Source organism: Shouchella lonarensis (assembly GCF_900096965.1).
Lineage (GTDB): Bacteria > Bacillota > Bacilli > Bacillales > Bacillaceae_D > Shouchella > Shouchella lonarensis.
This window is the reverse complement of record NZ_FMYM01000002.1, coordinates 40,154-64,176: the sequence shown is the minus strand read 5'-3', so window position 1 is coordinate 64,176 and position 24,023 is coordinate 40,154. Positions and strand designations below refer to the sequence as shown.

Here is a 24,023-nt window from a genome sequence, read left to right as displayed (position 1 = left end):
CATAGTTGTCTAGGTAGAACAAACAGCGTTTTTACTTCTCCTTTTTCGATAAAGCAAGTGCTTGTTTAATGCCATGTTTAAAGGATAGCTTACCGTACATAAGTACGCCACCTTTGTATACGCGCGCGGCAAGAAGATTGACGATGATGACACTCACCACCAAAATAGCTAAAATAAGCACGATTTCCCAAGGTGCGATCACCCCTTCTCCAATTCGCAGTATGAGCAATTGTGGCGAGAAGAATGGGATGTAGGATAGGACTTGAACGAAGGTTGCGTCTGATGCACCCATGCCTAACTGCACAATGATAAATGCTGCGAGCGCTAAAAAGACGAGCGGCTGCACCGCTTGCTGCACGTCTTCTGTGCGACTGACAAGTGCACCAAGCATGGCGGCGACACCACCGTATAAAAAGTAACCTAGCAACGTCAAAACAAGTGCATAACCTAATAAACCAATGTCAATCGCACCACCCGTAATCAGCCCATCCAGACCATCTTCTTTGAACGAAGATCCTATCACAACCGCAACAATGAGGCTTGCAAGACTCACTAAACTAACGAGTCCCAGCCCAATAAGCTTACCAAACATTTGTACCACCGGATTAACACTTGAAACAATGAGTTCCATCACCCGAGAAGACTTTTCTGTCGCCACTTCAGTAGCAATCATCATGCTACACGTTAAAACAATTAAAAAGATTGCATACGTCGTTCCCCAAATCATAAAGTGCCGGCTACCTTGCGATTCCTCCGTATCAACCGTACCTTCCTCATCAAACGGCTGATTTTCAAATGCCACTGGTGCATAAATCGCTTCTAATTTTCCTAAATCTACATCTAGCTGCTGCACAAGAAATGACTCTTTGACTTGCTGCACATTGTGCTGCACTGCTTCCATCGTGCCATAATCGTCTCCCTCGCTGTACAGTGTCGCTTGCAACGACTCGCCTGAACCCGTTACGTGTAGCACAAATGGATATTCACCATTCTTGACCACTTCACTCAAGCCCTTCTCTGGCACAACTGGCAAGTATTCGTAGCCTGACTGATCATTTATTTGTGCATTCAATGCGTCAGCAAAGTCTCCACTGTCTGCCTCTTCTGTCACGACAGCGACAACGTCCGTTCCCTCTTCTTCACCCGAGAAAAACGACATAATTGCACCGATATTTAAAAGACCTACTATAAGCGCCATCGTAATCACCGTTGACCACATATACGCCTTTGTCTTCAATCGCGACATCGCCGTATGCCCAACAATCGTCCAAAAGTTATGCATCTGCCTCACCCCCTACTTTATCAATGAAAATGTCATGCAAACGCGGCTCTTCTACTTCAAACTTGGACACAAATCCCCCTGCAGTCACCTGGTGAAATACCTGCTCGGCGACGCGCTCATTTTCCACTTCGATGACAATGTCTTGCTTTGTCTCATTATAACTAGTCACACCTGGCTCGGTTTGTAAAAAAGATACATCGCGATCTGTGCGAATAGCGATCCGCTTCATGTCATAGCTCCGTTTGATTTCGCGAAGACTCCCTTGTAAAATTGCCTTTCCCCGCTTCATCATAATAATGTCTTCACACATCTCTTCCACATTGTTCATTTGATGGCTGGAAAATACAATGGTTGTGCCGGCTTGTTGCAAATCGTGCACGGCATCTTTTAACATATCGGAATTAACCGGGTCAAGCCCACTAAACGGTTCATCCAAAATGAGCAGTTCAGGCTTGTGAATCACTGCTGCAATGAATTGAATTTTTTGCTGGTTCCCTTTTGAAAGCTCTTCTACCTTTTTATGTTCATATTCAGGCACTTGAAACCGCTCGAGCCAATGCTTCAGCTCTTTTATAATGGCTGGTTTTGTCATGCCTTTTAGACGACCTAAATATGTTAACTGCTCTTTCACTGTCAACTTTGGATACAGCCCGCGCTCTTCTGGTAAGTAACCGATTAAGTGCGTTCTTTTGTACGACAAGCGCGTACCTTCCCATGTTACACTTCCTTCCGTCGGGTCGAGCAACCCTAGTATCATTCGGAAAGTTGTTGTCTTTCCAGCACCGTTCGCACCGAGTAAACCGAAAATATCACCTTTTTCAATCGTTGCCGAAATGCCATCAACGGCAACATGTTGCTGAAACTGCTTCCTTACTTGCTCAATTTTTAACGTCACTTTGCATCACTCCCCTTTTCAACAAGTCTCGCAAAATCTCTGCGAATGTCAATTTCTCTTTCATAAGTACTTTCAATCGTTGGCGTGTTAACCCCACCTCTGTCTCATCGACCGCACTCGTCATCACTTCCACTTGGGGCCCTCTCTCTATTACGCTCATGACCCCTGGGAGGTTTCGAACATTTTCTGGTGCTGTCTGCACCCAGAAACGCGCATAGCTGTCCAGTAGCTGGTCTTTCTCATAAAAACCAACTTCTTTCCCTTGCCGTAAGCAATAAATATAATCGGCAAGTTCCTTTACTTCCTCAGGAATATGCGTCGCAAATAAAATGGCACGCTCAGGATTTTCCTCTAAATAAGTAATCCAATCTTCTAATAAAAGGCCTTGTGCCAACATATCAACACCTGCAAGTGGCTCATCTAATACAAGTAGCTCTGTATTACGAGACAATGCAAGCACAGACAGCGCTTGGCGCTGGTTCCCCACTGACATGTCTCTCAAACGTTTTTTTAGTGGCAATTCATAGCGCGCTACAAACGCTTGAAAAGCTTCCTCGTCCCAATTGTCATAACCAATTTGATACAATTGCGCGAGCTCTGCTAATGTAAAGGCTTCATACCCGCTACTTGTTTGCGGAACATAGCCAACACGATTTTTCCATTGATGTGCAAGGTGGTCTGTTTCACCAAAGCGCGTGATCATACCTTCTGAAGGATGAGACAGTCCCATTAGCGTGCGCAAGAACACACTTTTTCCAGAACCATTCGGACCGATCAGCGCCGTCACCATCCCAGGTGCAATCTTAAATGAAACCGGGCCTAATGTAAAACTTTCATCTACCTGCTTCACAACATTTTTTAATTGAATCATTGTCATCCCTCCATCAACGCTTCGGCAAACAGTTTTTTCAACTCATCATCACTATACCCATAGCGGCGTCCAGCTTCAATTGCTTTTTTCAACGCTTCCTCTACTGACACATGTTTTTGCATCGCTTGTTCCCGTGCAGACATCGCTTTAACAAACGTCCCCTTCCCTTGTAATGTCTCGATATACCCGGCCTGCTCTAAATTTTGATACGCCCGCCGCGTGGTAATGACACTACAAGCCAACTGTGTCGCAAGCTTCCGAATCGATGGCAATGCACTGCCAGATGGCAATTGTCCACCGACAATGAGTGACTTTATTTGTGCCTCGATTTGGTCATAAATCGGACTCCGGCTCGCGCTATCGACTTGGATCGGTAATCGCTCAAACACCGGCATCTCTCCTTTCAAGCTCCAAACGCATCCTCCTTGGCGTGATCAACAATACAATCATAAATAATAGCGCCAAAACGAGCGGGGTTCCGATAGGGTAGTATTTCACGCTATAAAAGAGTGGCTCAAAGAACCATATATTTTTGGTCCAAACTAAAACAAGCAATATGATCACCGTCACTAAAATTATTAGAGCGGTTTGAAGCCGTTCACGCTTGCTATACACCATCACCGGTTCATACATTACATTCCAAAGCATCCACATGCCATTTAGCAATAACCATGAACAAATGAGCGAAATAAGCGAGACATTCGGAAATGGTAAGTCAAACCAGCTCATTCCAATGACCATCACCACTAAAGCTACGGTATAAAATAACACCATATTGCACATCTGACTGACGATCCGACTCCAACAAAGCATTGTTATTTTTAGCGGAAACAATCGGTAGATGTCCCAAATAAGCAAGCCAATTCTTTTCATATTACCGGACCCTGCAAAAACATACGCTGAATGTTTTCTCACTAAAAACAACGGTCCCCAAATAAAGATATAAACAAGCACAAAATTAACAAACCCATTCGAATCATCTACACCATATGCAACAACTGCAACTGCCCCGCTCACCACTGCAAACAATACTGTCAATGTATAACGCCAAATCGACGTCATCCGAAACTCCGCTTCCATAAGCTGTAATACTGTCTTCATTCTTCTGTCTCTCCTTCTATAAGGCGCTGCGTATACTTTTCAAGCACGAATATCTCTCTTTTTTAGCAGAGACTTCATTCTTCTTAGCCCCACCAATAACATCAATACAAGTAACAATGCAAGTATAACCGGTGTTGCTACTGGGAAGCGTGCTACACTAAGAAAGAGCATTTCAAACATCCATATGTTTGTATGAAACCCGATCATCAAAATTATCGTTACAAACACCGCAACAAATGTAAAATGCTTCAAATAATCGACCCATGTATGGGCGATACAAAGATCATTTCTACCGTAAGAAAGAAACATCATGCCATTTAATATTAACCAGGAAATAATGAGAGAAGACCATGAGACATCTGGCAAGCTCACATTCATCATGCGCCAAACAATCGCTGCAACAACGAAACAAACTGTATGAAACAACAGAATAAAACATAGTTGGCTAATAACACGACTCCAATAAAGGCTCGTTGTCTTTATTGCGAAAGACGGATAAATGTGCCAAATAGGTAAACCACGGTTTTTTGATCGATAACCTGTATGCTTCATTATTAAGAACGACATACAGATGAAAAGCGGATATAAAAACGCCATATTGAAAATGAATGGCTCACCTATCCCATAAACGACCACACTCAATGTACCAATGGTCACTGCAAGCAAACACGTCACAACATAACCCCACACCGGTGTCATCCGGAACTCTGCTACAACAAGCCGTAAAACCACGCCCATCGTCTCACCTCATATCATTTTATTTCCCTTTCGTAACTGATACAGTAGCACCTTTGGAATGATAACTAAACAGAGAAGAAACAGCAAGAAACAAACAAGCACCGTCCATAACGGCGTACGTATCGCCGCTTCAATGACAATCCCGTAAAACCATTGATCTGTGAGCAACCCGACAGGTAAAAGCAACAATGCTAGTAGAAGTGATCCATAAGAAGAAAAGCCATAGCCATTCACTTTCCGCCCCTGATACCGTTCACACATCACATACACGAACATTGCCACCGCACTGAGGAGAAGCCATGACAGTGCTAACCCGAGGTGGTGAAATACCGGATATCCTCGCAGTATAAAGACAGTGACAACACTAGCGAGCAACATGGTGTTAAAAAACATCCCATGTAATAACTGACTAACGATCCGACTCCAGATAACCTCTGTTTCTTTTAACGCGAACGTTTTGTACAAGGAAAAAATGTCCGGGACGCTCACGCCATTATGTTTCAGTCGATAAGGCACAGATTGAATCACAAATGACGTCGGTAGCCCTAAAAATATCAGAAGAATGAGGCTAACCACAATGAACTTTAGTCCTCTTTCACCCTCCAAAATCCCTAGCTCGATAATCATATAACTTAACAAAAGACCGACGAACCCTGCATTAAAACATGTCCAAAGGTATTGCCACACCGATATCGTTTTAAATTCAAATAGCACAAGTTTCCATACTTTCATAAGTACGTTTCACCGCCAACCCTCGTTATCTAACAAACGTAAAACCTAACATATATCCCATAATTATCCCGAGCACACCCCATATGAAAATGCTAATTGTGTGCCAGAAAATTACTTTATTTTTGCTTGCGCCCGCTGCAAGTGATGTGAATGCCGCGATATGTCCAGGTGCAATGATTGGCGTTAAAATCGCGAGACCAGGCACACCGTACTTTTCATACATCCTCCGTGCCTTTTCTGCTCTCCCATGGATAAATCCCTTTTTTTCCTGTTTTCTTTTCCGCAGTCTCGTAAACAATGCATCAAAAGGTAAAATAATAATCATCACTGAAACCCAGTTTCCAATCATCGCAACCAATAGTACTGTTACAAATGGCGCACCAACAAATGCACCTACCGTCGCGGCAAAAAATACTTCAAGCAAAGGGATCATTCCAATGAGAAAAATACCTAGATGTTGTGCGATCTCATTCATTTCTGATAGTTGATTAATAAAATCTTGCATAGTAATAACACTCCTTGTCATCTTATAATCATGTAGGTTGAAATATAAACGTCATTAGTGCAACATCTCATATGTACTGCTCCACGCTAAGAGTGTATATATGTTTATGTGTTTATATCTATATATACAATAACACACCTTTTTCTGTTCATGCAACACTTTTTTAAAATCTTTTTCCCTCACCTTCATGTCATACAAACAGCTGACCATTCATATAGTGAAAGAGACGCAAAAAATGCAGATTTTGCAGGTCAGCACAGACAAAGTGGGCTCAGGGGTTGCCATCCTGACCTAACGAATTCTGATGCCAAAACAGGAGGTGTTCGCAATGGCAGTCGTGAAAGCATCCTCCAGCGATGTCGATATGCTTGCCCGACTGATGCGTGCCGAAGCAGAAGGAGAAGGCGAGATAGGCATGCTCGCTGCAGGCAATGTGATGATCAATCGCGTCCGCGTGCGCTGTCTCGATTTTGGCGGTGTCAACACGATCCCAGCAATGGTTTATCAATCACCGGGGGGATTTGAAGCCACACAAAAAAGTTATTTCTATCAACGCGCACGTGAACGTGATCGCCGGTTAGCTCGCCGTGTTATCGATGGGGAAAGAACACGCCCTGCTGATTTTTCGCTATGGTTTTTTCGACCAGACGGATCTTGTCCGGCACAGTGGTGGGGACAATGGAATACAGGACGTTATAAAGCGCATTGCTTCTATCAACCAATCCCTGCGGATTGCGAAGAAGTTTTTAGTACATTTTAAATTCGGAAAAGGAAGTGATACAAATGTACCCTCACGAATGGTTTGAACTTCATCGCCAACAACCTGTACAGCAACAACCTTGGCAACAGCAGCCTCCCCAACAGCAGCCCCCCCAGCAACAACAGCCATGGCAACAACAACCCCCTCAACAACAGCAACCTCTACAACAGCCGTTGCCGCAACCACCTGTCGGAGATCAACCTGGTTATTTCTCAGCACAACAGTATCAAGTACCGGGCTTTGTACAGCAACAGCAGCAACAGCAACCGACTCCACCAATTCCAGGGATGCTGCCAATTGAACAATCATTCATTGAAAATATTTTACGCTTAAACCGCGGAAAACAAGTGACTGTTTATCAAACGTTTGAAGGCAATAACGAGTGGAATGCCCGTATTTTCCGTGGGCGAATCGAAGAGGCTGGGCGTGACCATATTATCCTCGGCAATCCACAAACAAATGAACATTACTTACTACTGATGGTCAATTTAGACTATGTCACTTTTGATGAACCCATTACTTATGAATACCCATTCGGTCAACCGACACCACCACTTACGCAATATTCGCCACGACCGGAATAAAGATCGCAAAAAACCAGCCGTCGATCGACAGCTGGTTTTTTGCCGTTTACTACCCCTCCTGCTTGTATGTTAAAAGCATATAAGCGTAATCATGCTTCTCTTCCCCTGACTCTGTATCAGTTGCATCGGCTTCAGCTTCAGCTTCATCCAGCACACGCTTAATGGCTTTATTGGCTTTTTTCCATTGCGCGTACGTCATCGGCGTATGCAAAAATACCAATGACCCTCTACTTTCTCCCGTCTCCTCTTCGTAGAGGCCTTCCTCGAACAAAGTCATTGCTTTGGCAACTGTTTCATTTACATGGCGTATAACTTCGGGAAGTATTTCTTTCATCTCATCATCATCATCAAGCGACGTGAAATTCATCTCCCCCGATTGCGACATATAATAATTCTCCCGCAAATTCCCTTTTTGCTCCGTTTTTGTCTTTACAATCACCTTCAATTCTTCTAATTGTTTCATGTGATAATACAGACGTGAGGCCGGAACATCGATATCCGCGGCAATTTCCTTCACCGTTTTTTCTTGCTCACTAATCGCGTCCATAATTTTTCGTTTCGTTTGATTTAACAACGCTTTTGAGACCGATCCTCACAGCATGACTACTGAAAGATCGGTCTCTACATATCAAAGCGTAATCATATTCCACAAAAATATTGACAAACTCCTCACAAATCATCTAAGTTAAAACTGTATGCAATATCAATGGAAAAAGAGAGGTGCATGATGAAGCAGTCTAATTTCTGGTTTTTATTTTCCGGCAGGTTATTTAGTAACATTGGTGATAGCCTTTATGCAATTATTGCGATGTGGCTCACCTTCCAATTAACAGGCAGCACGGTGTATACAGGAATTGCGGGTTTTTTAACGATGATTCCAACCGCTTTTCAATTCTTAACAGGACCATATATTGACCGTGCCAACTTAAAAGCGGTTTTGATTACGACACAATTTCTACAATTCGTGCTCCTATTATTCATTCCAACACTCTATTACTTTGATTTATTGACCGTACACTGGTTACTCCTTATTATGTTCATCACTTCTTGTACAAATGAATTTGCCTATCCGGCTCAAAATGCACTATTGCCGCGTATTGTAGAAAAAAACGAGCTCATGAAAGCAAACTCGTACATGGCTTTCGCCTACCAAGGGACAGATATTCTATTCATGGGCATTGGCGGCGCTTTATTAATTTTTACTGACGCACCGTTGTTTCTATTTATGAACGCATTTTTATATTTAATGACCACTTTCTTATTTTCACGCTTAAAACTCACCAAAACCCGCAAATTACCTACCGGAAAGAAAAACTTTGGCACGATTTTCCGTGCCTATAAAACTGATCTGAAAGAAGGGATGACTTATGCGAAAAGCACACTGATTCCGCGAATCATGGTAAGTGGGATTATTGCTAACGCCTGCCTCATGGCCTTCATGGTCAATTTGCCGAGTATCGCCGCGCAAAAAGGTAGTGACGGATTGTACGGTGCCTATATGGCCGCGATTTCTGTTGGTATTTTACTTGGTACTGCAAGCGCTAACACGCTTAGCCGTTTTAAACTCGGAAAAACCACCATCATTGGCTTCATCATTTGTGGGCTAACATGGATCACAGCATCATTTGTCCCTTCAACCGTTATTTCCATTATCTTAACGGGGCTTAGCATGACCATTATCGGCGCAACGAATGTCATGGCCGTCGCCATCTTCCAGCGCTGTATTGAGGAGCGATTGCTCGGGCGTGTCATGTCGCTCATGATGAGTGCCTCTGCCATTTCAGCCCCACTCGGTTCACTTCTCGGAGGCTTCATTGGTGCGCAATTCGACTCCACATATACGTTTATTGGTGCTGGTGCTTCACTCATCGTTATCTCGCTTTATTGGCTGACACAACCGTTGTTACGAGAACTACCAAAACCAGATCAATGCGAGCTTGCATTGGACAAGCAAGAAGATTGGCGCGAGAAAAAGTCTAGCTAATAAAACAAAAGAAGTAACCGACCCCCTTCACTCATCTCGGTTACTTCTTTCTCTTCTATCTCAAGCGACTAGATTCTACCCTCTATCAAGCCATCTCTCTCATTACTGCCAGCCCGAGCAATACCCAACCAGCAATAAAAGCTAAACCGCCTATTGGCGTAATCGCCCCAAGCACACGTAAATCCGTCAGCGCCATTACATACAAACTCCCTGAAAATAAGACGATCCCTACGATAAATGCCCATCCTGCGCCACTAAACATCCCGCTCGTCCCTAATTTCCAGGCAAGTATGCCAGTTGCCAGTAAGCCAATGCCATGAATCATGTGGTATAGAACACCGGTCTGATAGTTTTTCAACATCCGCTCACTAATACGCCCTTCTAATCCATGCGCGCCAAACGCGCCAATCGCAATAGCCAGTGCCATCACAAACGCACCGATGACAATGAATAACTTCGCCATTTCCCTCACTCCTTCCGCTCTTACTATATCACAATTTTTGCCTACTGAAAAAAATCTAGCGCCTCTTAAAGCGCTAGATTTGTTCTACTTCTCTTCTTTAAATACCCGTAAAAATGTATGAAACCCTTCTGTCACTGTCTCGTCTTTTTTCGTGCACAGGCTTACAATATAGATGGCAACGCTACTTGCGATAAAACCAGGGACAATTTCATACAATTGCTTGTCTAAACCAGCAAACACCCACGCGATGACCGTTACAGCACCAACAACCATCCCAGCAAGCGCTCCCCATTTTGTCATTCGCTTCCAATAAAGACTAAGCAACATGAGCGGTCCAAACGCCGCACCGAAGCCTGCCCAAGCGTGACCGACGAGATCTAAAATCGTCTTATTTTGTTCCCATGCAAACAGGAGTGCCACCACCGCAACAGCGACAACTGCCGCCCGTCCGATATACACAAGTTCTTTTTCTGATGGTGTGCGTTGACGCAACACTTTATATAAGTCTTCTGTCAATGAACTCGAAGTCACCAGTAACTGGGATGAGATCGTACTCATCACCGCAGCAATAATCGCACAAAAAATAAATCCTGTAATGAGGGGATGAAACAAAATGTCTCCCAACAGCACAAACACGCGCTCAGCCTCTTCTTTACTGTCAAAAGAGATGCCTCGGCTCGATAAATATACATGCCCAAGCAAACCACTAATCATTGCACCAATCATAGAAATGATCATCCACGTCATCCCAATTCGTCGTCCTGGTTTTGCATCTTTTGCCGTCCTCATTGCCATAAACCGTACAATAATATGCGGTTGACCAAAATAACCGAGCCCCCATGCTAATAACGAGATCACACCAACCACCGATGTTCCGCGCCAAATATCCAGCAGTTTCGGATCAAGTGTTTGCACCGCTGTTATTGTTTCCGTCGGTCCATTTAAATTTAATATGAGTACAATCGGTACAAGCACGAGCGCTAAAAGCATGATCGCACCTTGCACAACATCTGTCCAACTAACAGCTAAAAACCCACCAAAAAATGTATAAAAAATCGTGACACCCGCAACAATCCATAATCCTGTATGATAATTCACATCGAGTATTGTTGTAAATACCGTACCACCGGCAACCATCGTCGCAGAAACATACATTGTGAAAAATAAAATGATGATGACACCAGACATCATCCGCAACATTTTTGCCCGGTCTGCAAAACGATTTTCTAAAAATGATGGAATGGTAATTGAATTATTGGCCACTTCTGTGAACGTCCGCAATCTAGGCGCCAAGTAGAGCCAGTTTAAATATGCACCGATCATTAAACCGACAGCCATCCAGCCTGCGCTCAGCCCCATCCAATACATGGATCCTGGTAACCCTAACATGAGCCAGCCACTCATATCCGATGCACCCGCACTAAGTGCCGCTGTTGCTGGTGAAAGTGCCCGTCCTCCCAAAGCATAGTCCGCGTGATTCACTGTCTTTTTATAGCCGTACCAACCAATCCATAACATCAATAATAAGTATAGAATAAATGAGATCATCATATACGACATCGTTAGTCACACCTTTCTTACAAGAAATATGTGAAGCCTCGGCAAGCGAGGCTCCTATTTTATTCTACAACAGTAAATGTGCCATTAACACAATAATTGGTAGTGTGATGACCGTTCGTAATAAGAAAATCCACACACAATCTAAAAAACTTACCGGTATTTTTGCAGCAATTAACACGCCACCTGTCTCGGACATATAAATGAGCTGCGAAACAGACAATGTCGCGATGACAAAAAGTGTGAATTCGTTTGTAATCCCAAAGGTCCCAGCCATAATGGTAGGTAGCAACATATCTGTAAATCCAACGAGCAATGTTTGACTCGCTTCAGCAGCTTGCGGCACATTCATCCACTCGAGTAAAGGAATAAACGGCATACCGAGCCATTCAAATAACGGTGTGTACTCTGCTGCAATCGTGGCAAGTGTTCCAATTGCCATAACGACTGGCAATACGCCTAGCCAAAGCCCAAGTACATTAGAAATACCGCTCTTTACATTTTTACCTACATCAGCATTTTCTGCTGCACGTGCGGTCGCCGCGGCAAGCCCTGCTGAAAATACACCTTTTACAGCTGGTTCTGGTCGACGTGGCGAACCATCAATATATACATCTTTTTTACGGGATAGCGGAGGAATACGGGGCATAATGAACGCCGCAATTAGTCCAGCAACAAACAATGTCAGAAAGAATGACCAAAATAAATGGCTAATATTTAGTTCCGATAAAATATAAATGCTAAAGGTAATCGATACAACTGAAAATGTCGATGCAACAATTGCTGCTTCACGTTCTGTATATGCTCCTGCCCGATATTGTTGATCAGACAACATAATCCCAACAGTGCCATCTCCAACCCACGACGCCATCGTATCAACAGAAGCGCGACCTGGCAAGCGGAACAACGGGCGCATAAATTTGCGCAACAACATGCCAATGAATTCCATCAATCCAAAATTCAACAACAGCGGCATCAGTAGCCCAGCAAATAAAAATATCGCAAACAAAAATGGCAATAAACCTTTCAAAAGCAAAGCCCCTGTCCCTTCATCTAAAAGAAACTCAGGTCCAATTTCATAAGAAACAAGCACTGCAAACAGTGCACCAATGATACGTACAACCAACCATGGTATCGTGGTCACAAACAAACCGTGATAAAACTTATTCCCCGTGATCATACGTGGTTTGAATAATGTCGTGATCAACGTCACGAGCGCTCCCCCTACCATGAGCCACGTAACAATGCTGATGATGACGCTTTCACCGAGTTGTCCTTGCAGCCACTTTGCAGCAATGGTTACTGGGAGCAAGATTCCTTCCTTATCATCCGGAAGAGGCGTCATAAATAAGAATATCCCTACTAAAGATGGCATCACAAACAAAAAGACATACTTGAGTTGTATAGGTTTGCCCATATGCCCAACCCCCCTAAATAAAAAATAAATGACTGTTTCTGTTATTTTAAACGAATACAGGAAAAAGTTCTACATAAATTTTCTCTAGAAAACTTTCTTCCAAGCGGAAAGAGGGTTCAAGACCCTCTCACTTCGTTTGTCATCACCTTTCCTGGCTCCTGAACTGCTGCGTGCAGCCAAGCAGTCATCGCTTCAATATCTTTGGAAAATACGCGATCGCCATCAATAAACGGAACAACATGGCGTGCAGCAGTGTAGAACGCATGTGTCACTGGTGCCATTTTATGCGCACCACGAATGCCCACTGCTTGCAGCGCACAAATCGCTTCAATGGCATACACACGCCGAACGTTTTCAATCACTTGATAAGCGTGCCGCGCCCCAATCGTCCCCATACTCACATGGTCTTCTTGGTTTGCGGAAGACGGGATCGAATCGACACTTGCTGGGTGCGCAAGAGTTTTATTTTCAGATACGAGCGCGGCGGCAACGTACTGCATAATCATTGCCCCAGACTGCAAGCCGGGCGCTGCACTTAAAAACGGTGGTAAGTCGTTTAACTGCGGATTCACAAGTCGCTCAATCCGCCGCTCTGACACATTTGCAAGCTCTGCCATCGCAATCGCCAAATAATCCATGGCAAATGCAATCGGTTGTCCGTGAAAATTGCCACCAGAAATCACTTTTCCTTCGTCCGCAAAAATGAGCGGGTTATCAGTCGCCGCGTTCATTTCAATCGTCAGCTTGTCTTTAACGTAAGTAAGCGTCTGCGCCGTTGCCCCATGAATTTGCGGAATACAGCGCAACGTATAGGCATCTTGCACACGCTTCTCCCCTTGCACGCTCACAAGCTTGCTCCCTTCTAAATGGGCCCGCATCCGTGCTGCCACAGCAATCTGCTCCGGATAACCACGCGCCTCATGCACAAGTGGATCAAATGCATCCATAATGCCGTGTAAGCCTTCCATTGTTATCGCCGCAATCAGCTCGGATTGTTTAAATAGACACGCTGCCTCTAAGTAAGCAACGACGCCCACCGCCGTCATCGCCTGTGTGCCATTAATAAGTGCCAAGCCTTCTTTTGCTTCAAGTACAATCGGCGCAATACTAAGACGTGCAAAACACACTTTTGTTTCTAGTTTTTCTCCTTGGTACATCACTTCTCCCTCACCCATGAGCACAAGTGCCAAATGTGATAACGGCGCCAAGTCGCCACTCGCTCCTAAAGAGCCTTGTTGTGGCACACATGGATATACTTCTTTATTTACGAGTTCAATGAGTTTCTCTAATAAACTTAGCCGCACACCAGAGAACCCTTTCGCTAATGCATTTGCCCGTAACACCATCATTGCCCGGGTAATTGTTTCAGAAAATAATGGCCCGACCCCACACGCGTGAGACAAAATCAAGTTTTTTTGCAAAGCAGCGACATCTTCGGCCTCAATCCGTACATCACTAAATTTCCCAAAACCAGTCGTAATGCCATATACAATCTCCCCTTCTGCCACAATACGCTCGACCATTAAGCGACTTTGCTTCACCTTGGCAATGCTTTCCTCACTAAGTGCAACCTTTTCCCCAGAGAATAAAATCGCTTTCATTTTTTCCATTGTTAACGTATTGCCGTCTAAATGAATCATTCATACCACCCTTTCTTTATCTTCCATACAAAAAAGACTCTAGCGAACAACACATGATCCTCGCTACAGCCTCCTCACCACTCGTATCTATAGGCATGTCTATTTTTATATATGGTTAATTCCTAAACCAATTGCCTCGTGCTCTAGCCCTTTGACTGGGGCGCCAATCGTGCCATAGAGCGCAACAGCTAACCAATCGCCCTCTTCCGTATTCTCATACGGATTGCCACGTAAAACCGCAAAACGAAGCCCCACTGTCCGCAACACAGAACCAAGCTGCAATGATCCACGCGTCACACCTTGAAGCGCTTCCAATATCGCATGGTACAACGCATGACCTTCACGATAACGATCCTCACCGATCACCCCTTCGCGCTTGGCAGCGGTTTCAATTGCTGCTACAACTTTATGTGCGTCCATGGAACCGACTTTACCCACACAGCCAATCCAACCTTGTTTTTGAATCACTTCTGCCCGAGCGTCCTCATCTAACACAAGCATGAGCGCTTGCCTACCAATACGTCGATCTGCATGTAGCAATATTTTCACTCACCTAACAACTAGTCATCTAATGTTAGTGTAAGTGAATTGTGGGATGATGTCAATTACCACACACATAAAAAAGAAAACCGCCTATCATTAGGCGGTTACACATGATCACAGCGTTTCTTGTGGGGCTTTGCGAACGAGCGCCATCATCCCTGCGATAAGATACAGGATCATAGGGATTAATGGCAGCAAGATCATTAAAAAGACATTTACCAACAAGCCATAAACAACAACCCCACCTAAAAATAAAATACCCGAAAGGATGGCGTTTTTCTTAATAACAATCGCTGAAACGAGACCCGCGATAGCCGCAATAAATGAGGCGAGCGCATATGTACCATATGGACGTTCGGCGAAAAATTCAACACCGGTCTTGACTTCATCAGGCACTTCTTCCCCTTCTTCTTCCTCCCAAGCCTCTGTAAACCCTTTAACAAAATCATCTGGTTCTGCTGACTGCTGTATAGCACTTATTCCGGCAAAGGCAAGCCCCCCAAGAACAAACAAAATCAAACCGATAATTCCGAGCGCGCGTTCTGCTGTTCGTTTCATAATTTTCTTTCCTCCAATATTTATGTATTCCTCAGACAATCCTCGAAGGTTTCACTTATGATCCTTAAAACAACCATTACCAAAATCCAGATAGTAGGCAACTAAAATACCTACTATCCAGAATAACGAATCGAACGACTACTCTTGTAACGAGACTGGATCTTTTGGCGCTCTACGCACAAGTGATATAATACCCGCGATAAGATACATAAGAATAGGTAAAAATGATAAAAGAAACATCCAAAGACCAACCATTAGTCCATAAATAACAATCATGACTAGAAATAACACACCAGATGCAACTGACTTCTTACTGACAATAATCACAGCAACAAGCCCAGCTACTGCGGCAAGAAATGAAGCGAGTGCATATGTACCATATGGGTATTCTGCCGCAATTTCAAAACCTTCTTTTTCTTCATCCGTCATTGTTTGTCCTTGCTCTTCTGCTGCTTGTATCCATTCTTCAAAAGAGTCCTCTAAAGCACCTGATTGCTGCATGACACTTACGATTGCAAATAGCCCCCCACCAATCACAAATAACACCAAACCAATAATCCCGAGCACACGCTCTGCTGTTCGTTTCATACTTTTCATCCTCTCCATATTTATGTACTTCTTCTCGATTTACGGATTGAAACAAGTACTGGTTTCAAATTCCAGCGAAAAAACACCAAATTGCCATAAAAATACTCACTTATTTGTTTTCGTATACGCTTTCTACATACGACAACCACAAGTCGCACAAAACTGGACAAAGCCTCTTTAAAAGAAGCCTCATCCTTATTTTGTGCAAACACCCATTAAGATGGATGTTTCGAACCACTCCGACGACCGCCACCACTACTTTTCCATTTTCCACGACGGTCATCACGCCCACGCTTTTGTGGCCAAGGGCGTCGATCACCGCGCGGACCACGCTGCTCACGGTGTCCACCACGGTTCCCGCCACTTGAACCGGGACGTTTTCTAGAACGTAATGGTGATTCGCTTGTTAATTTTACCGGTGTTTGATCTGGTTCTTTTGTCATTAACTTGAGCGCTACAGATAGTGCTGTAATTGCATCTGTTTCTTGCAACAATGCTTTTGCACTCGCACGATATTCAGCTTGCTCACCTTCTGCAGCTAGCGCACGTAACTGATTAAGTGCTTCTTGCTTTTGTCCCGCAAGCGCCTCCTCGTGTGTCGGCTTTGGACGCTTTGTCATCCGCTTTTTAGAGACATGTTCAATTAATTTTAAATGGTCACGCTCAGGTCCAGTCATCAAGGTAATGGCAATCCCCGAACGCCCCGCACGACCTGTCCGACCAATTCGGTGTACATAGCTTTCTGGATCTTGCGGCAAATCAAAGTTAAATACGTGCGAAACCCCACTAATATCAAGACCACGCGCAGCAACATCTGTCGCCACAAGTACATCAATGAGTCCTTCTTTAAATTTACGCAAAATACTGTTTCGCTTTGCCTGATTTAAATCACCGTGTAAGCCTTCTGCACGGTAACCACGCTTTACAAGTGCTTCTCCTAATTCATCGACGCGTCGCTTCGTCCGTCCGAAAACAATTGCAAGCTCTGGTGTCTCCAAGTCAAGCAACCGACAAAACACATCAAATTTTTCTCGTTCATGGACTTCAATATATTGCTGTGCAATATTTTCCATTGTGACTTCTTTTGATTTCACTGACACACGTTGTGGGTTTTTCATAAATTTCCCAGCTAATGACTCCATACGGCGCGGCATCGTTGCAGAGAATAACAACGTTTGACGCGTCTCTTCGGGCGTTGCTGCTAAGATTGTCTCAATGTCTTCAATGAAACCCATATTTAACATTTCATCGGCTTCATCTAACACAACCGTTTGAACATCCGATAAGGAGATGGTTTTGCGACGCATATGGTCCATTAATCGTCCTGGTGTCGCCACAACAATGTGTGGACGCTGCTTCAATGAACGAAGCTGCTTCCCAAAGTCTTCTCCCCCGTATACCACCGTCGTCCGCACACCTTTTACACGTCCAAACGCCTTAAGTGCTTGTTCAACTTGACTCGCTAATTCCCGTGTCGGAGCCAAAACCAATCCTTGAACCGTTGCATCGGCAACATCCACGCGATCAACAAGTGGAATCCCAAACGCGCCTGTTTTTCCTGTCCCTGTTTGCGCCTGTCCAATAACGTCTTGCCCAGCCAACACCAGTTTAATTGTTTGTTCTTGAATCGGTGTTGCTTCTGTAAAACCAATTTTTGTTACTGCATCCACAACATCTTTACCTAATCCAAATTGTTCAAAGTTTACCAAGTGCTAAAAACTCCCTATATTTAAATTGAAACACTTATGCACTTAAAAGACTGTCCAGATGCCAAAAGCGGGAAACAAGGCACGCTTCTCGCATCAAGACAGCCTTCGCTTACAACCTTTTTCACTTCACACTCGTACAAAAAGCGTTCCTGTGTTTTCAAAAAATAATCGTAACATATATGAACAACATATGCAAGGAGCAGTCCCGTAACTAAAGAATGCTCCCTACATCGGTTGTTTTACTTCGTTTGCTTTAAAAACGTTTGAAATGCTGTTACATCCCCTACTCCCTTTAACCTATCGACTTCTTCTCCATCCTTAAAATATACAATCGTTGGGGTTGCCTCAATGTGGTAGTCTTCCCAGCCCTTTTCATACTCGAGCAAATTATATTGATCAATGTGGACACCTTCTAACTCAGCAGCTTCCATCAGTGGTGCGGTCGATTGTTGGCAAGCCGGACAAGTTGGTGAAAAGAAATAAACGACGACGTCCGATTCCGTTGACAACTTTTTCTCCAATGCATCTGGCATAATGACATTTTGGTAATTTTTATCGCTCAGTTGCTTCACGGTCTCTGGGTGTAAATCCTCTTTATCGTATAATTTATTGTCTGCCAACTGTTTATTTTGGCTAATGTTTTGCAAAACCACCAACACGATAAAGAGCAACAACACGGCCCCTCCAATAAATAACAACTTTTTCATCTGCTTCTACCCCTTCCTCATTCGTATCACGTACAAACTTAATAAAAAGATCATTAAAAAAGCAGCACCAGCTAAAAAAGGAATTGTGATGAATCCAAGCCAGTTAATATACGCACCCGTGCACGGGATTCGTCCACAACTCATGACAACATCGTCAGCAACAGGCAACTTTTGAATCATATAATGATATGTAGAAATACAAAAACCAATGCCTGATAACACAGCCGCATAAATCGCAACAGACGCATCTTTACGTGCAAAACCGATGGCTAACAAAAGAACAAGCGGATACATAAAAATTCGTTGATACCAACATAGCACACACGGTTCAAATTGACGAATGTCGGAAAAATAAAGCGAACCACCTGTGGCTACAAGCGCGATTGACCACGCCAGCAATAGCCCATTCTCTGCTTGTCTCTTCACGTGAAAAGTACCCCTCTCTACGACATCAAACGTCCTTCATTCTTCTTGCCAAAATACCACATGTAACCTTCCTATAGCGTACCTCATCTCCTGCACGATTGTAAATAACTGAGATGATAAAAAACTAGCATTCTATAAAATAACCGACTTATTGTCATAAAAAAAACAAAACTTGTCCATCGTAATGATAGACGATTAAAACGGAGGGGACAAGTTGATGAAAAATGAACACCACACACTCACATCCTTATGGCAAAAACATCTTGAAATGCCCACGTACGAGACACTACAAGCAGACATCCACGTTGATGTCGCAATTATCGGTGGCGGCATCACCGGCGTAACAACCGCTTTTTTGCTTACCAAAGCACGCAAAAAAGTAGCACTACTAGATGCGGGGCGTATCGGTGGCGGGACAACAGGTCATACAACAGCAAAAATCACGACACAACACGGTCTCATTTATGATGAATTGCTTGCAAATCTTGGACAAAAAGAAGCCAAACAATATTATCAAGCGCAAGATGAGGCACTCACTTACATGCGCCAATTGATCGAAAAGGAAAGCATTTCTTGTGACTTTACGAATGAAGATGCCTATTTATACGCGACGACGCATCACGGTGAACATCGACTAAGACGGGAATGGGAAGCGTATCAAACACTCGAACTCCCTGGTGAATGGGTGACCGACACACCCGTTGCTCTTGGTGCACGTGCTGCAATCAAAGTAGCAAACCAAGCGCAATTTCACCCAATTCATTATATCGCTCATTTGTGCCAGTATATGACAGAACAAGGGGCGCAAATTTTTGAACAAACTGCCTGTGAAAAAGTTGAAAAAGACAAGGGTGCAGATACAACTGCTATCCTCACAAAAAGTGGCGCGCGCATCCACGCACAAACGATCGTTTGTGCGACCCACTTTCCGTTCATTGATGGGGGGGGCTTTTATATGTCTCGCCTGAAAGCGGAACGCGCATATGTTGTCGCTGCAAAAACATCTTTGGCGTGGCCAGGGGGCATGTATATGAATGTTGAGCAACCTACGCGCTCGCTCCGACAAGTCACAATAAATAATATTGATCACGTGCTTGTTAGCGGTGAAACCCATAAAGCCGGTCAAGGGGGCGACGCACGCCACCATTACGATGCCTTAAACACTTTTGCAAAAGAAACATTTCCCGGCGCAAATGTTGTCTGCGAATGGTCTGCCCAAGATTTATCCACCTTAGATCATGTCCCGTATGTTGGTCCACTCTCACCGCTCCAACCACACGTACTTGTTGCGACGGGTTATAAGAAATGGGGCATGACTGGGGGAACAGCCGCCGCCAAGATACTGTCTGACTTGATTCTCGAAGGCAATAGCTTGTACCGCGAATTATTTGACCCGATGCGCTTTCATGCTGATCCAAGCATTCGCGTCTTTTTAAAAGAAGGGTTTGACATCGCAAAGCATTGGCTGTCTGGCAAGCTTCGCGGACCTGTTGAAGATTTAAAAGAACTAGACCGAGGACAAGGGGCGGTCGTCAAATATAAAGGGAAAAAGGCAGGTGCCTTTCGTGATGAAAATGATGAAATTCATCTTGTGGATACAACATGCACACATCTTGGCTGCGAATGTAACTGGAACCATGCCGATCTTACCTGGGACTGTCCTTGCCACGGTTCACGCTATACGTATCGTGGTGAAGTCATTGAAGGTCCGGCGAAAGAACCATTACAGAAGTTAGACTGATCCCTATATCGTTGTAAGAGGGGACCTAATATGTCATTAGGCCTCTCTTTTACTTTGCAAAAAATTGACGCTGCCAATGGAACAGTGGTTATCCTTTTAAGCAAAACAATTTTATTGCTAAAATGAAACTTAAATGAATGTACAATCGTAAATAAAACACCGGCAATCACAACCATGATGTACAATTTGGTTAAAGGAGGAGGATTTCATGGCGTTGGAGACGATGTATCTCATTTTGCTACTCGTAAGCGGAGGGCTAACCATCCTTTACGTGCTACTCTCTGACATTTTAGAAGGGATATTCTCAGTTTTAGACAGTTGGCTTTCACCAACAGTCATCCTATCATTTACAAGTTTCTTTGCCGCATGTGCGTACTTATTAGAACGTTTTTCCCCACTAACAAGTTTGCCTATCGCTGGGATTTCACTTCTTGTCGCACTCGTTCTCTCTAGCTGCTTGCACATATTTGTCCTTACACCGCTCAACAATGCAGAAGAGTCTAATACTTATCATGAAAAAGATTTAGAAGGGAGAAGTGGCGAGATTATTACAGCCATTCCACACGACGGATTTGGTGAAGTGCTATTAAAAAGTGATAGTGGGATGATTGCAAAAACGGCAACAGCAGTAGAGGGAGTCTCCCTTCCTGCGGGTACACAAGTTGTGATTGTCAAAATGTCGCAAGGCGTCGCCTACGTATCTACCCTTGATTTAGACATTTTATCAAATTAATTTGGAGGTTTTTCTATGACAACTGAAATCATTATAGTCATCGCTAGTGTGCTTGCTATTTTACTCGTACTTATTGGTGTATTCATTGCCCGTTACCGAACAGCTGGACCAGACGAGGCACTGATTGTCACCGGCAGTTATTTAGGTGGACGCAATGTCAATATGGATGAAGCAGGAAATAAAATTAAAATCGTCCGTGGCGGCGGTACTTTCGTCATGCCCGTCTTCCAACAAGCTAAACCTCTCTCGCTTTTATCTAGTAAACTAGATGTACAAACACCAGAAGTATACACAGAACAAGGTGTTCCTGTCATTGCCGACGGTACTGCCATTATTAAAATTGGGGGCTCAATCGGTGAAATTGCGACAGCTGCTGAGCAGTTTCTAGGGAAAAGCCGTGAAGATCGTGAACAAGAAGCAAAAGAGGTACTTGAAGGGCATCTGCGTTCAATCCTCGGTTCAATGACCGTCGAGGAGATTTATAAAAACCGTGAACGCTTTTCTCAAGAAGTACAAAAAGTCGCTTCACAAGACTTAGCCAAAATGGGGCTCATTATCGTTTCTTTTACGATTAAAGACTTACGCGACACAAATGGTTACCTTGAATCACTTGGAAAGCCACGTATTGCTCAAGTAAAACGTGATGCCGACATTGCCACAGCTGAAGCTGAAAAAGAAACACGCATTCGCCAAGCAGATGCCAATACACAAGCGAAACGTGCCGAACTTGAACGCGCGACCGAAATTGCCGAATCAGAAAAGACGAACCAATTAAAGGTTGCTGAATATCGCGGTGAACAAGAGCGCGCCAAAGCCCTTGCTGACCAATCGTACCACCTACAAGAAGCCCGTTCGAAACAAGAAGTCACTGAACAACAAATGCAAATTCAAATTATTGAACGACAAAAGCAAATTGAGTTGGAAGAAAAAGAGATTGCACGACGTGAGCGTCAATACGACGCAGAGGTGAAGAAAAAAGCCGATGCAGACCGTTACGCTGTAGAACAATCTGCCGCTGCACAAAAGAGTAGACAGTTTGCTGAAGCCGACGCGGAACAGTATCGGGTGGAAGCACTTGCCAAAGCCGATGCCGAACGTGTGCGTGTCGATGGTTTAGCTGAAGCAGAAGCCGTCCGAGCGCGCGGGGAGTCCGAAGCCGATATTATCCGTCTTAAAGGACTCGCCGAAGCCGAAGCGAAAGAAAAGATTGCTGAAGCATTTGAGCAATATGGAGAGGCAGCTCGCTTAAGCATGATTTTAGAAATGCTCCCAGCTTACGCTAAAGAAGTAGCAGCACCACTTTCTAACATTGATCAAATTACTGTTGTTGACACTGGTGGTTCCGGCGGTGAAGGTGGTAGTGGCGCTAACAAAGTTACTGGCTACGCAACGGACTTAATGGCCACACTCCAACAATCACTGAAAGCCTCGAGCGGCATTGATGTGAAAGAATTGCTTGAGAACATTTCAAAAAAATAATGCATACAAAGAGGAGGGCTCGGAAGATTGGGTCCTCTTTCTTATTGGTGCTGCAAATCAGCTCGATCACGCGTAAGCGCTTCTAAAGCCGCATACGCATTGACTTCCCCATATCCGAGAGAGACGGCTTCTTCATGACGTTGACAACCTTTTCTCAAATATTGGTGTACGCAAGCAATCGTCGGTCGACACTGCTTCCATTGCTTTAATTGTCCAATAATGACCGCTGCCACTCCCGTCACATGTGCCGCTGCTAAACTTGTCCCACACATTGGTCCGTATCCAGCAGGCAAACCGATATTTTCACTTAGCGACCGCATTTCCACAAGAGACTGTGGGTAGGTAGTTAAAATACACCCTTCATCAGACATCGGCGTAAGCCACTCTCCACCTGGCGCACTATATGCCACTGCACCGTAGTTAGAGTACGAGCTTTTCACTCCAGAACGATTCGTCGCTGCAACAAGTGTTACCCCAGTAAAGGGATCTGTCACTTGATTCAAGTAAGTATTTTCATTCCCTGCCGAGCCAACAACAAAAATCCCTTCATCAACAGCTTGTCTTAAGGTTGATGATAACGCAGCACTTGTCGTTGCTGATAAAGACTTAAACGTAGATAAACTTAAATTAATGACATCCACTTGCATCATCATGGCATGTTCAATCGCAGCAATGACTTTTTCAACAACAAACTCAGTTGTATTTGTGATCTTGCAAGCAACAAGTGATGCGTGTGGCGCAACGCCCTTCAAAACCCCATTTGCTGCAATAATGCCAGCAACCATCGTCCCATGCCCTACGTTGTCTTGAAAATCTTCTACTTGACCGATAAAACTCCTCGATTCCTCCACGGAAACGGCATGCTGCAAATCTGGATGATTTACATCAATGCCACTATCAATTAGCGCTACTTTAACTTGACTCGAGCAAGATGAAGCCACGTAGCTTTTTCCGCCGCCTGTCACCTTATTCATATTCCATTGATACGGAAAAAGATTCATCATCCCACC

At 44.1% G+C, this 24,023-nt stretch carries 26 protein-coding genes; 6 read left to right on the top strand and 20 right to left on the bottom strand.

Going from position 1 to position 24,023, the window contains the following annotated elements; translation table 11 throughout:
- Positions 1–31: 31 nt before the first annotated feature.
- From BLT29_RS01990 to BLT29_RS01955, 8 genes are read right to left on the bottom strand one after another with little or no spacing between them, the layout of a single operon-like run.
- Entirely contained in the window at positions 32–1,282 is a 1,251-nt protein-coding gene (locus BLT29_RS01990) for an ABC transporter permease (protein ID WP_090774649.1), read from the bottom strand.
- Complete coding sequence (locus BLT29_RS01985; protein WP_090774648.1) at positions 1,275–2,177, bottom strand: ABC transporter ATP-binding protein; 903 nt, start codon at positions 2,175–2,177, stop codon at positions 1,275–1,277. The genes BLT29_RS01990 and BLT29_RS01985 overlap by 8 nt, the downstream gene beginning before the upstream one ends.
- Positions 2,161–3,048: an ATP-binding cassette domain-containing protein gene (locus BLT29_RS01980; RefSeq protein ID WP_176763756.1), complete on the bottom strand. Its 888-nt coding sequence runs from the start codon at positions 3,046–3,048 to the stop codon at positions 2,161–2,163. The genes BLT29_RS01985 and BLT29_RS01980 overlap by 17 nt, the downstream gene beginning before the upstream one ends.
- Before the next feature lie 2 nt (positions 3,049–3,050).
- On the bottom strand, positions 3,051–3,437 hold the full coding sequence (locus BLT29_RS01975) for a GntR family transcriptional regulator (protein WP_090774646.1): 387 nt from the start codon (positions 3,435–3,437) through the stop codon (positions 3,051–3,053).
- On the bottom strand, positions 3,430–4,149 hold the full coding sequence (locus tag BLT29_RS01970) for a hypothetical protein (RefSeq protein ID WP_090774645.1): 720 nt from the start codon (positions 4,147–4,149) through the stop codon (positions 3,430–3,432). The genes BLT29_RS01975 and BLT29_RS01970 overlap by 8 nt, the downstream gene beginning before the upstream one ends.
- Positions 4,150–4,188: 39 nt before the next feature.
- Complete coding sequence (locus BLT29_RS01965; protein WP_090774644.1) at positions 4,189–4,887, bottom strand: hypothetical protein; 699 nt, start codon at positions 4,885–4,887, stop codon at positions 4,189–4,191.
- Between the two features lie 9 nt (positions 4,888–4,896).
- Positions 4,897–5,619 carry a hypothetical protein gene (locus tag BLT29_RS01960; RefSeq protein ID WP_090774643.1) on the bottom strand — a complete coding sequence of 241 codons (723 nt, stop codon included), beginning with the start codon at positions 5,617–5,619 and terminating at the stop codon, positions 4,897–4,899.
- 25 nt (positions 5,620–5,644) lie between these two features.
- A complete protein-coding gene (locus tag BLT29_RS01955; protein ID WP_176763755.1) occupies positions 5,645–6,124 on the bottom strand; it encodes a small multi-drug export protein in 480 nt (159 codons plus the stop codon).
- Between the two features lie 328 nt (positions 6,125–6,452).
- Here BLT29_RS01955 and BLT29_RS01950 point away from each other — a divergent pair, with 328 nt between their 5' ends.
- Positions 6,453–6,884, top strand: coding sequence for a cell wall hydrolase (locus BLT29_RS01950; RefSeq protein WP_090774641.1), 432 nt, complete (start codon positions 6,453–6,455; stop codon positions 6,882–6,884).
- A gap of 23 nt (positions 6,885–6,907) precedes the next feature.
- Positions 6,908–7,468: a spore coat protein GerQ gene (gerQ, locus tag BLT29_RS01945; RefSeq protein WP_176763754.1), complete on the top strand. Its 561-nt coding sequence runs from the start codon at positions 6,908–6,910 to the stop codon at positions 7,466–7,468.
- 49 nt (positions 7,469–7,517) lie between these two features.
- On the opposite strand, the gene BLT29_RS01940 is transcribed toward gerQ, so the two are convergent.
- Positions 7,518–8,042 (bottom strand): winged helix-turn-helix domain-containing protein, encoded by a 525-nt coding sequence (locus tag BLT29_RS01940; protein WP_090774640.1) that lies wholly within the window; start codon positions 8,040–8,042, stop codon positions 7,518–7,520.
- A gap of 153 nt (positions 8,043–8,195) precedes the next feature.
- On the opposite strand from BLT29_RS01940, the gene BLT29_RS01935 reads away from it, so the two are divergent.
- Complete coding sequence (locus tag BLT29_RS01935) at positions 8,196–9,452, top strand: MFS transporter (protein WP_176763753.1); 1,257 nt, start codon at positions 8,196–8,198, stop codon at positions 9,450–9,452.
- A gap of 85 nt (positions 9,453–9,537) precedes the next feature.
- On the opposite strand, the gene BLT29_RS01930 is transcribed toward BLT29_RS01935, so the two are convergent.
- From BLT29_RS01930 to BLT29_RS01885, 10 genes are all read right to left on the bottom strand, one after another.
- Positions 9,538–9,915 (bottom strand): DUF423 domain-containing protein, encoded by a 378-nt coding sequence (locus tag BLT29_RS01930; protein WP_090774638.1) that lies wholly within the window; start codon positions 9,913–9,915, stop codon positions 9,538–9,540.
- 84 nt (positions 9,916–9,999) lie between these two features.
- Positions 10,000–11,466 carry a sodium/proline symporter PutP gene (gene putP, locus BLT29_RS01925; RefSeq protein WP_176763774.1) on the bottom strand — a complete coding sequence of 489 codons (1,467 nt, stop codon included), beginning with the start codon at positions 11,464–11,466 and terminating at the stop codon, positions 10,000–10,002.
- Between the two features lie 73 nt (positions 11,467–11,539).
- A complete protein-coding gene (locus BLT29_RS01920) occupies positions 11,540–12,889 on the bottom strand; it encodes a YjiH family protein (RefSeq protein ID WP_090774636.1) in 1,350 nt (449 codons plus the stop codon).
- A 116-nt stretch (positions 12,890–13,005) separates the two neighbouring features.
- The gene (gene hutH, locus BLT29_RS01915; RefSeq protein WP_090774635.1) at positions 13,006–14,529 is read right to left on the bottom strand and encodes a histidine ammonia-lyase; all 1,524 of its coding nucleotides are present in this window, start codon (positions 14,527–14,529) and stop codon (positions 13,006–13,008) included.
- 105 nt (positions 14,530–14,634) lie between these two features.
- Entirely contained in the window at positions 14,635–15,072 is a 438-nt protein-coding gene (hutP, locus tag BLT29_RS01910) for a histidine utilization transcription antiterminator HutP (RefSeq protein WP_090774857.1), read from the bottom strand.
- A gap of 114 nt (positions 15,073–15,186) precedes the next feature.
- Positions 15,187–15,630 (bottom strand): DUF4064 domain-containing protein, encoded by a 444-nt coding sequence (locus BLT29_RS01905; RefSeq protein ID WP_090774634.1) that lies wholly within the window; start codon positions 15,628–15,630, stop codon positions 15,187–15,189.
- A 138-nt stretch (positions 15,631–15,768) separates the two neighbouring features.
- Entirely contained in the window at positions 15,769–16,218 is a 450-nt protein-coding gene (locus BLT29_RS01900; protein ID WP_176763752.1) for a DUF4064 domain-containing protein, read from the bottom strand.
- Between the two features lie 215 nt (positions 16,219–16,433).
- Positions 16,434–17,927 carry a degradosome RNA helicase CshA gene (gene cshA / locus BLT29_RS01895; protein WP_090774632.1) on the bottom strand — a complete coding sequence of 498 codons (1,494 nt, stop codon included), beginning with the start codon at positions 17,925–17,927 and terminating at the stop codon, positions 16,434–16,436.
- A 239-nt stretch (positions 17,928–18,166) separates the two neighbouring features.
- Positions 18,167–18,634, bottom strand: coding sequence for a thioredoxin family protein (locus BLT29_RS01890; protein WP_090774631.1), 468 nt, complete (start codon positions 18,632–18,634; stop codon positions 18,167–18,169).
- Positions 18,635–18,640: 6 nt separating this feature from the next.
- Positions 18,641–19,060 carry a disulfide oxidoreductase gene (locus tag BLT29_RS01885; protein WP_090774630.1) on the bottom strand — a complete coding sequence of 140 codons (420 nt, stop codon included), beginning with the start codon at positions 19,058–19,060 and terminating at the stop codon, positions 18,641–18,643.
- 217 nt (positions 19,061–19,277) lie between these two features.
- Between BLT29_RS01885 and BLT29_RS01880 the strand changes: the two genes are divergently transcribed.
- The 3 genes from BLT29_RS01880 to floT all read left to right on the top strand — a co-directional run bounded on the left by BLT29_RS01880 (position 19,278) and on the right by floT (position 23,013).
- On the top strand, positions 19,278–20,801 hold the full coding sequence (locus tag BLT29_RS01880) for an FAD-dependent oxidoreductase (protein WP_090774629.1): 1,524 nt from the start codon (positions 19,278–19,280) through the stop codon (positions 20,799–20,801).
- A gap of 208 nt (positions 20,802–21,009) precedes the next feature.
- On the top strand, positions 21,010–21,534 hold the full coding sequence (locus tag BLT29_RS01875; RefSeq protein ID WP_090774628.1) for an NfeD family membrane protein: 525 nt from the start codon (positions 21,010–21,012) through the stop codon (positions 21,532–21,534).
- A 15-nt stretch (positions 21,535–21,549) separates the two neighbouring features.
- Positions 21,550–23,013, top strand: coding sequence for a flotillin lipid rafts scaffold protein FloT (gene floT, locus BLT29_RS01870; protein WP_090774627.1), 1,464 nt, complete (start codon positions 21,550–21,552; stop codon positions 23,011–23,013).
- A gap of 41 nt (positions 23,014–23,054) precedes the next feature.
- Here the strand turns inward: floT and BLT29_RS01865 are convergent, their stop codons facing one another.
- On the bottom strand, positions 23,055–24,014 hold the full coding sequence (locus BLT29_RS01865) for a S8 family peptidase (RefSeq protein ID WP_176763751.1): 960 nt from the start codon (positions 24,012–24,014) through the stop codon (positions 23,055–23,057).
- Positions 24,015–24,023: the final 9 nt, after the last annotated feature.

Bases quoted from the DNA above. Each gene is read 5' to 3' on its own strand.
- BLT29_RS01990 (WP_090774649.1), bottom strand. From the start codon at position 1,282: ATGCATAACTTTTGGACGATTGTTGGGCATACGGCGATGTCGCGATTG.
- BLT29_RS01980 (WP_176763756.1), bottom strand. From the start codon at position 3,048: ATGATTCAATTAAAAAATGTTGTGAAGCAGGTAGATGAAAGTTTTACA.
- BLT29_RS01970 (WP_090774645.1), bottom strand. From the start codon at position 4,149: ATGAAGACAGTATTACAGCTTATGGAAGCGGAGTTTCGGATGACGTCG.
- BLT29_RS01965 (WP_090774644.1), bottom strand. From the start codon at position 4,887: ATGGGCGTGGTTTTACGGCTTGTTGTAGCAGAGTTCCGGATGACACCG.
- BLT29_RS01960 (WP_090774643.1), bottom strand. From the start codon at position 5,619: ATGAAAGTATGGAAACTTGTGCTATTTGAATTTAAAACGATATCGGTG.
- BLT29_RS01955 (WP_176763755.1), bottom strand. From the start codon at position 6,124: ATGCAAGATTTTATTAATCAACTATCAGAAATGAATGAGATCGCACAA.
- BLT29_RS01950 (WP_090774641.1), top strand. From the start codon at position 6,453: ATGGCAGTCGTGAAAGCATCCTCCAGCGATGTCGATATGCTTGCCCGA.
- gerQ (WP_176763754.1), top strand. From the start codon at position 6,908: ATGTACCCTCACGAATGGTTTGAACTTCATCGCCAACAACCTGTACAG.
- BLT29_RS01935 (WP_176763753.1), top strand. From the start codon at position 8,196: ATGAAGCAGTCTAATTTCTGGTTTTTATTTTCCGGCAGGTTATTTAGT.
- BLT29_RS01930 (WP_090774638.1), bottom strand. From the start codon at position 9,915: ATGGCGAAGTTATTCATTGTCATCGGTGCGTTTGTGATGGCACTGGCT.
- putP (WP_176763774.1), bottom strand. From the start codon at position 11,466: ATGATGATCTCATTTATTCTATACTTATTATTGATGTTATGGATTGGT.
- BLT29_RS01920 (WP_090774636.1), bottom strand. From the start codon at position 12,889: ATGGGCAAACCTATACAACTCAAGTATGTCTTTTTGTTTGTGATGCCA.
- hutH (WP_090774635.1), bottom strand. From the start codon at position 14,529: ATGATTCATTTAGACGGCAATACGTTAACAATGGAAAAAATGAAAGCG.
- BLT29_RS01905 (WP_090774634.1), bottom strand. From the start codon at position 15,630: ATGAAACGAACAGCAGAACGCGCGCTCGGAATTATCGGTTTGATTTTG.
- BLT29_RS01900 (WP_176763752.1), bottom strand. From the start codon at position 16,218: ATGAAACGAACAGCAGAGCGTGTGCTCGGGATTATTGGTTTGGTGTTA.
- BLT29_RS01890 (WP_090774631.1), bottom strand. From the start codon at position 18,634: ATGAAAAAGTTGTTATTTATTGGAGGGGCCGTGTTGTTGCTCTTTATC.
- BLT29_RS01880 (WP_090774629.1), top strand. From the start codon at position 19,278: ATGAAAAATGAACACCACACACTCACATCCTTATGGCAAAAACATCTT.
- BLT29_RS01875 (WP_090774628.1), top strand. From the start codon at position 21,010: ATGGCGTTGGAGACGATGTATCTCATTTTGCTACTCGTAAGCGGAGGG.
- floT (WP_090774627.1), top strand. From the start codon at position 21,550: ATGACAACTGAAATCATTATAGTCATCGCTAGTGTGCTTGCTATTTTA.
- BLT29_RS01865 (WP_176763751.1), bottom strand. From the start codon at position 24,014: ATGAATCTTTTTCCGTATCAATGGAATATGAATAAGGTGACAGGCGGC.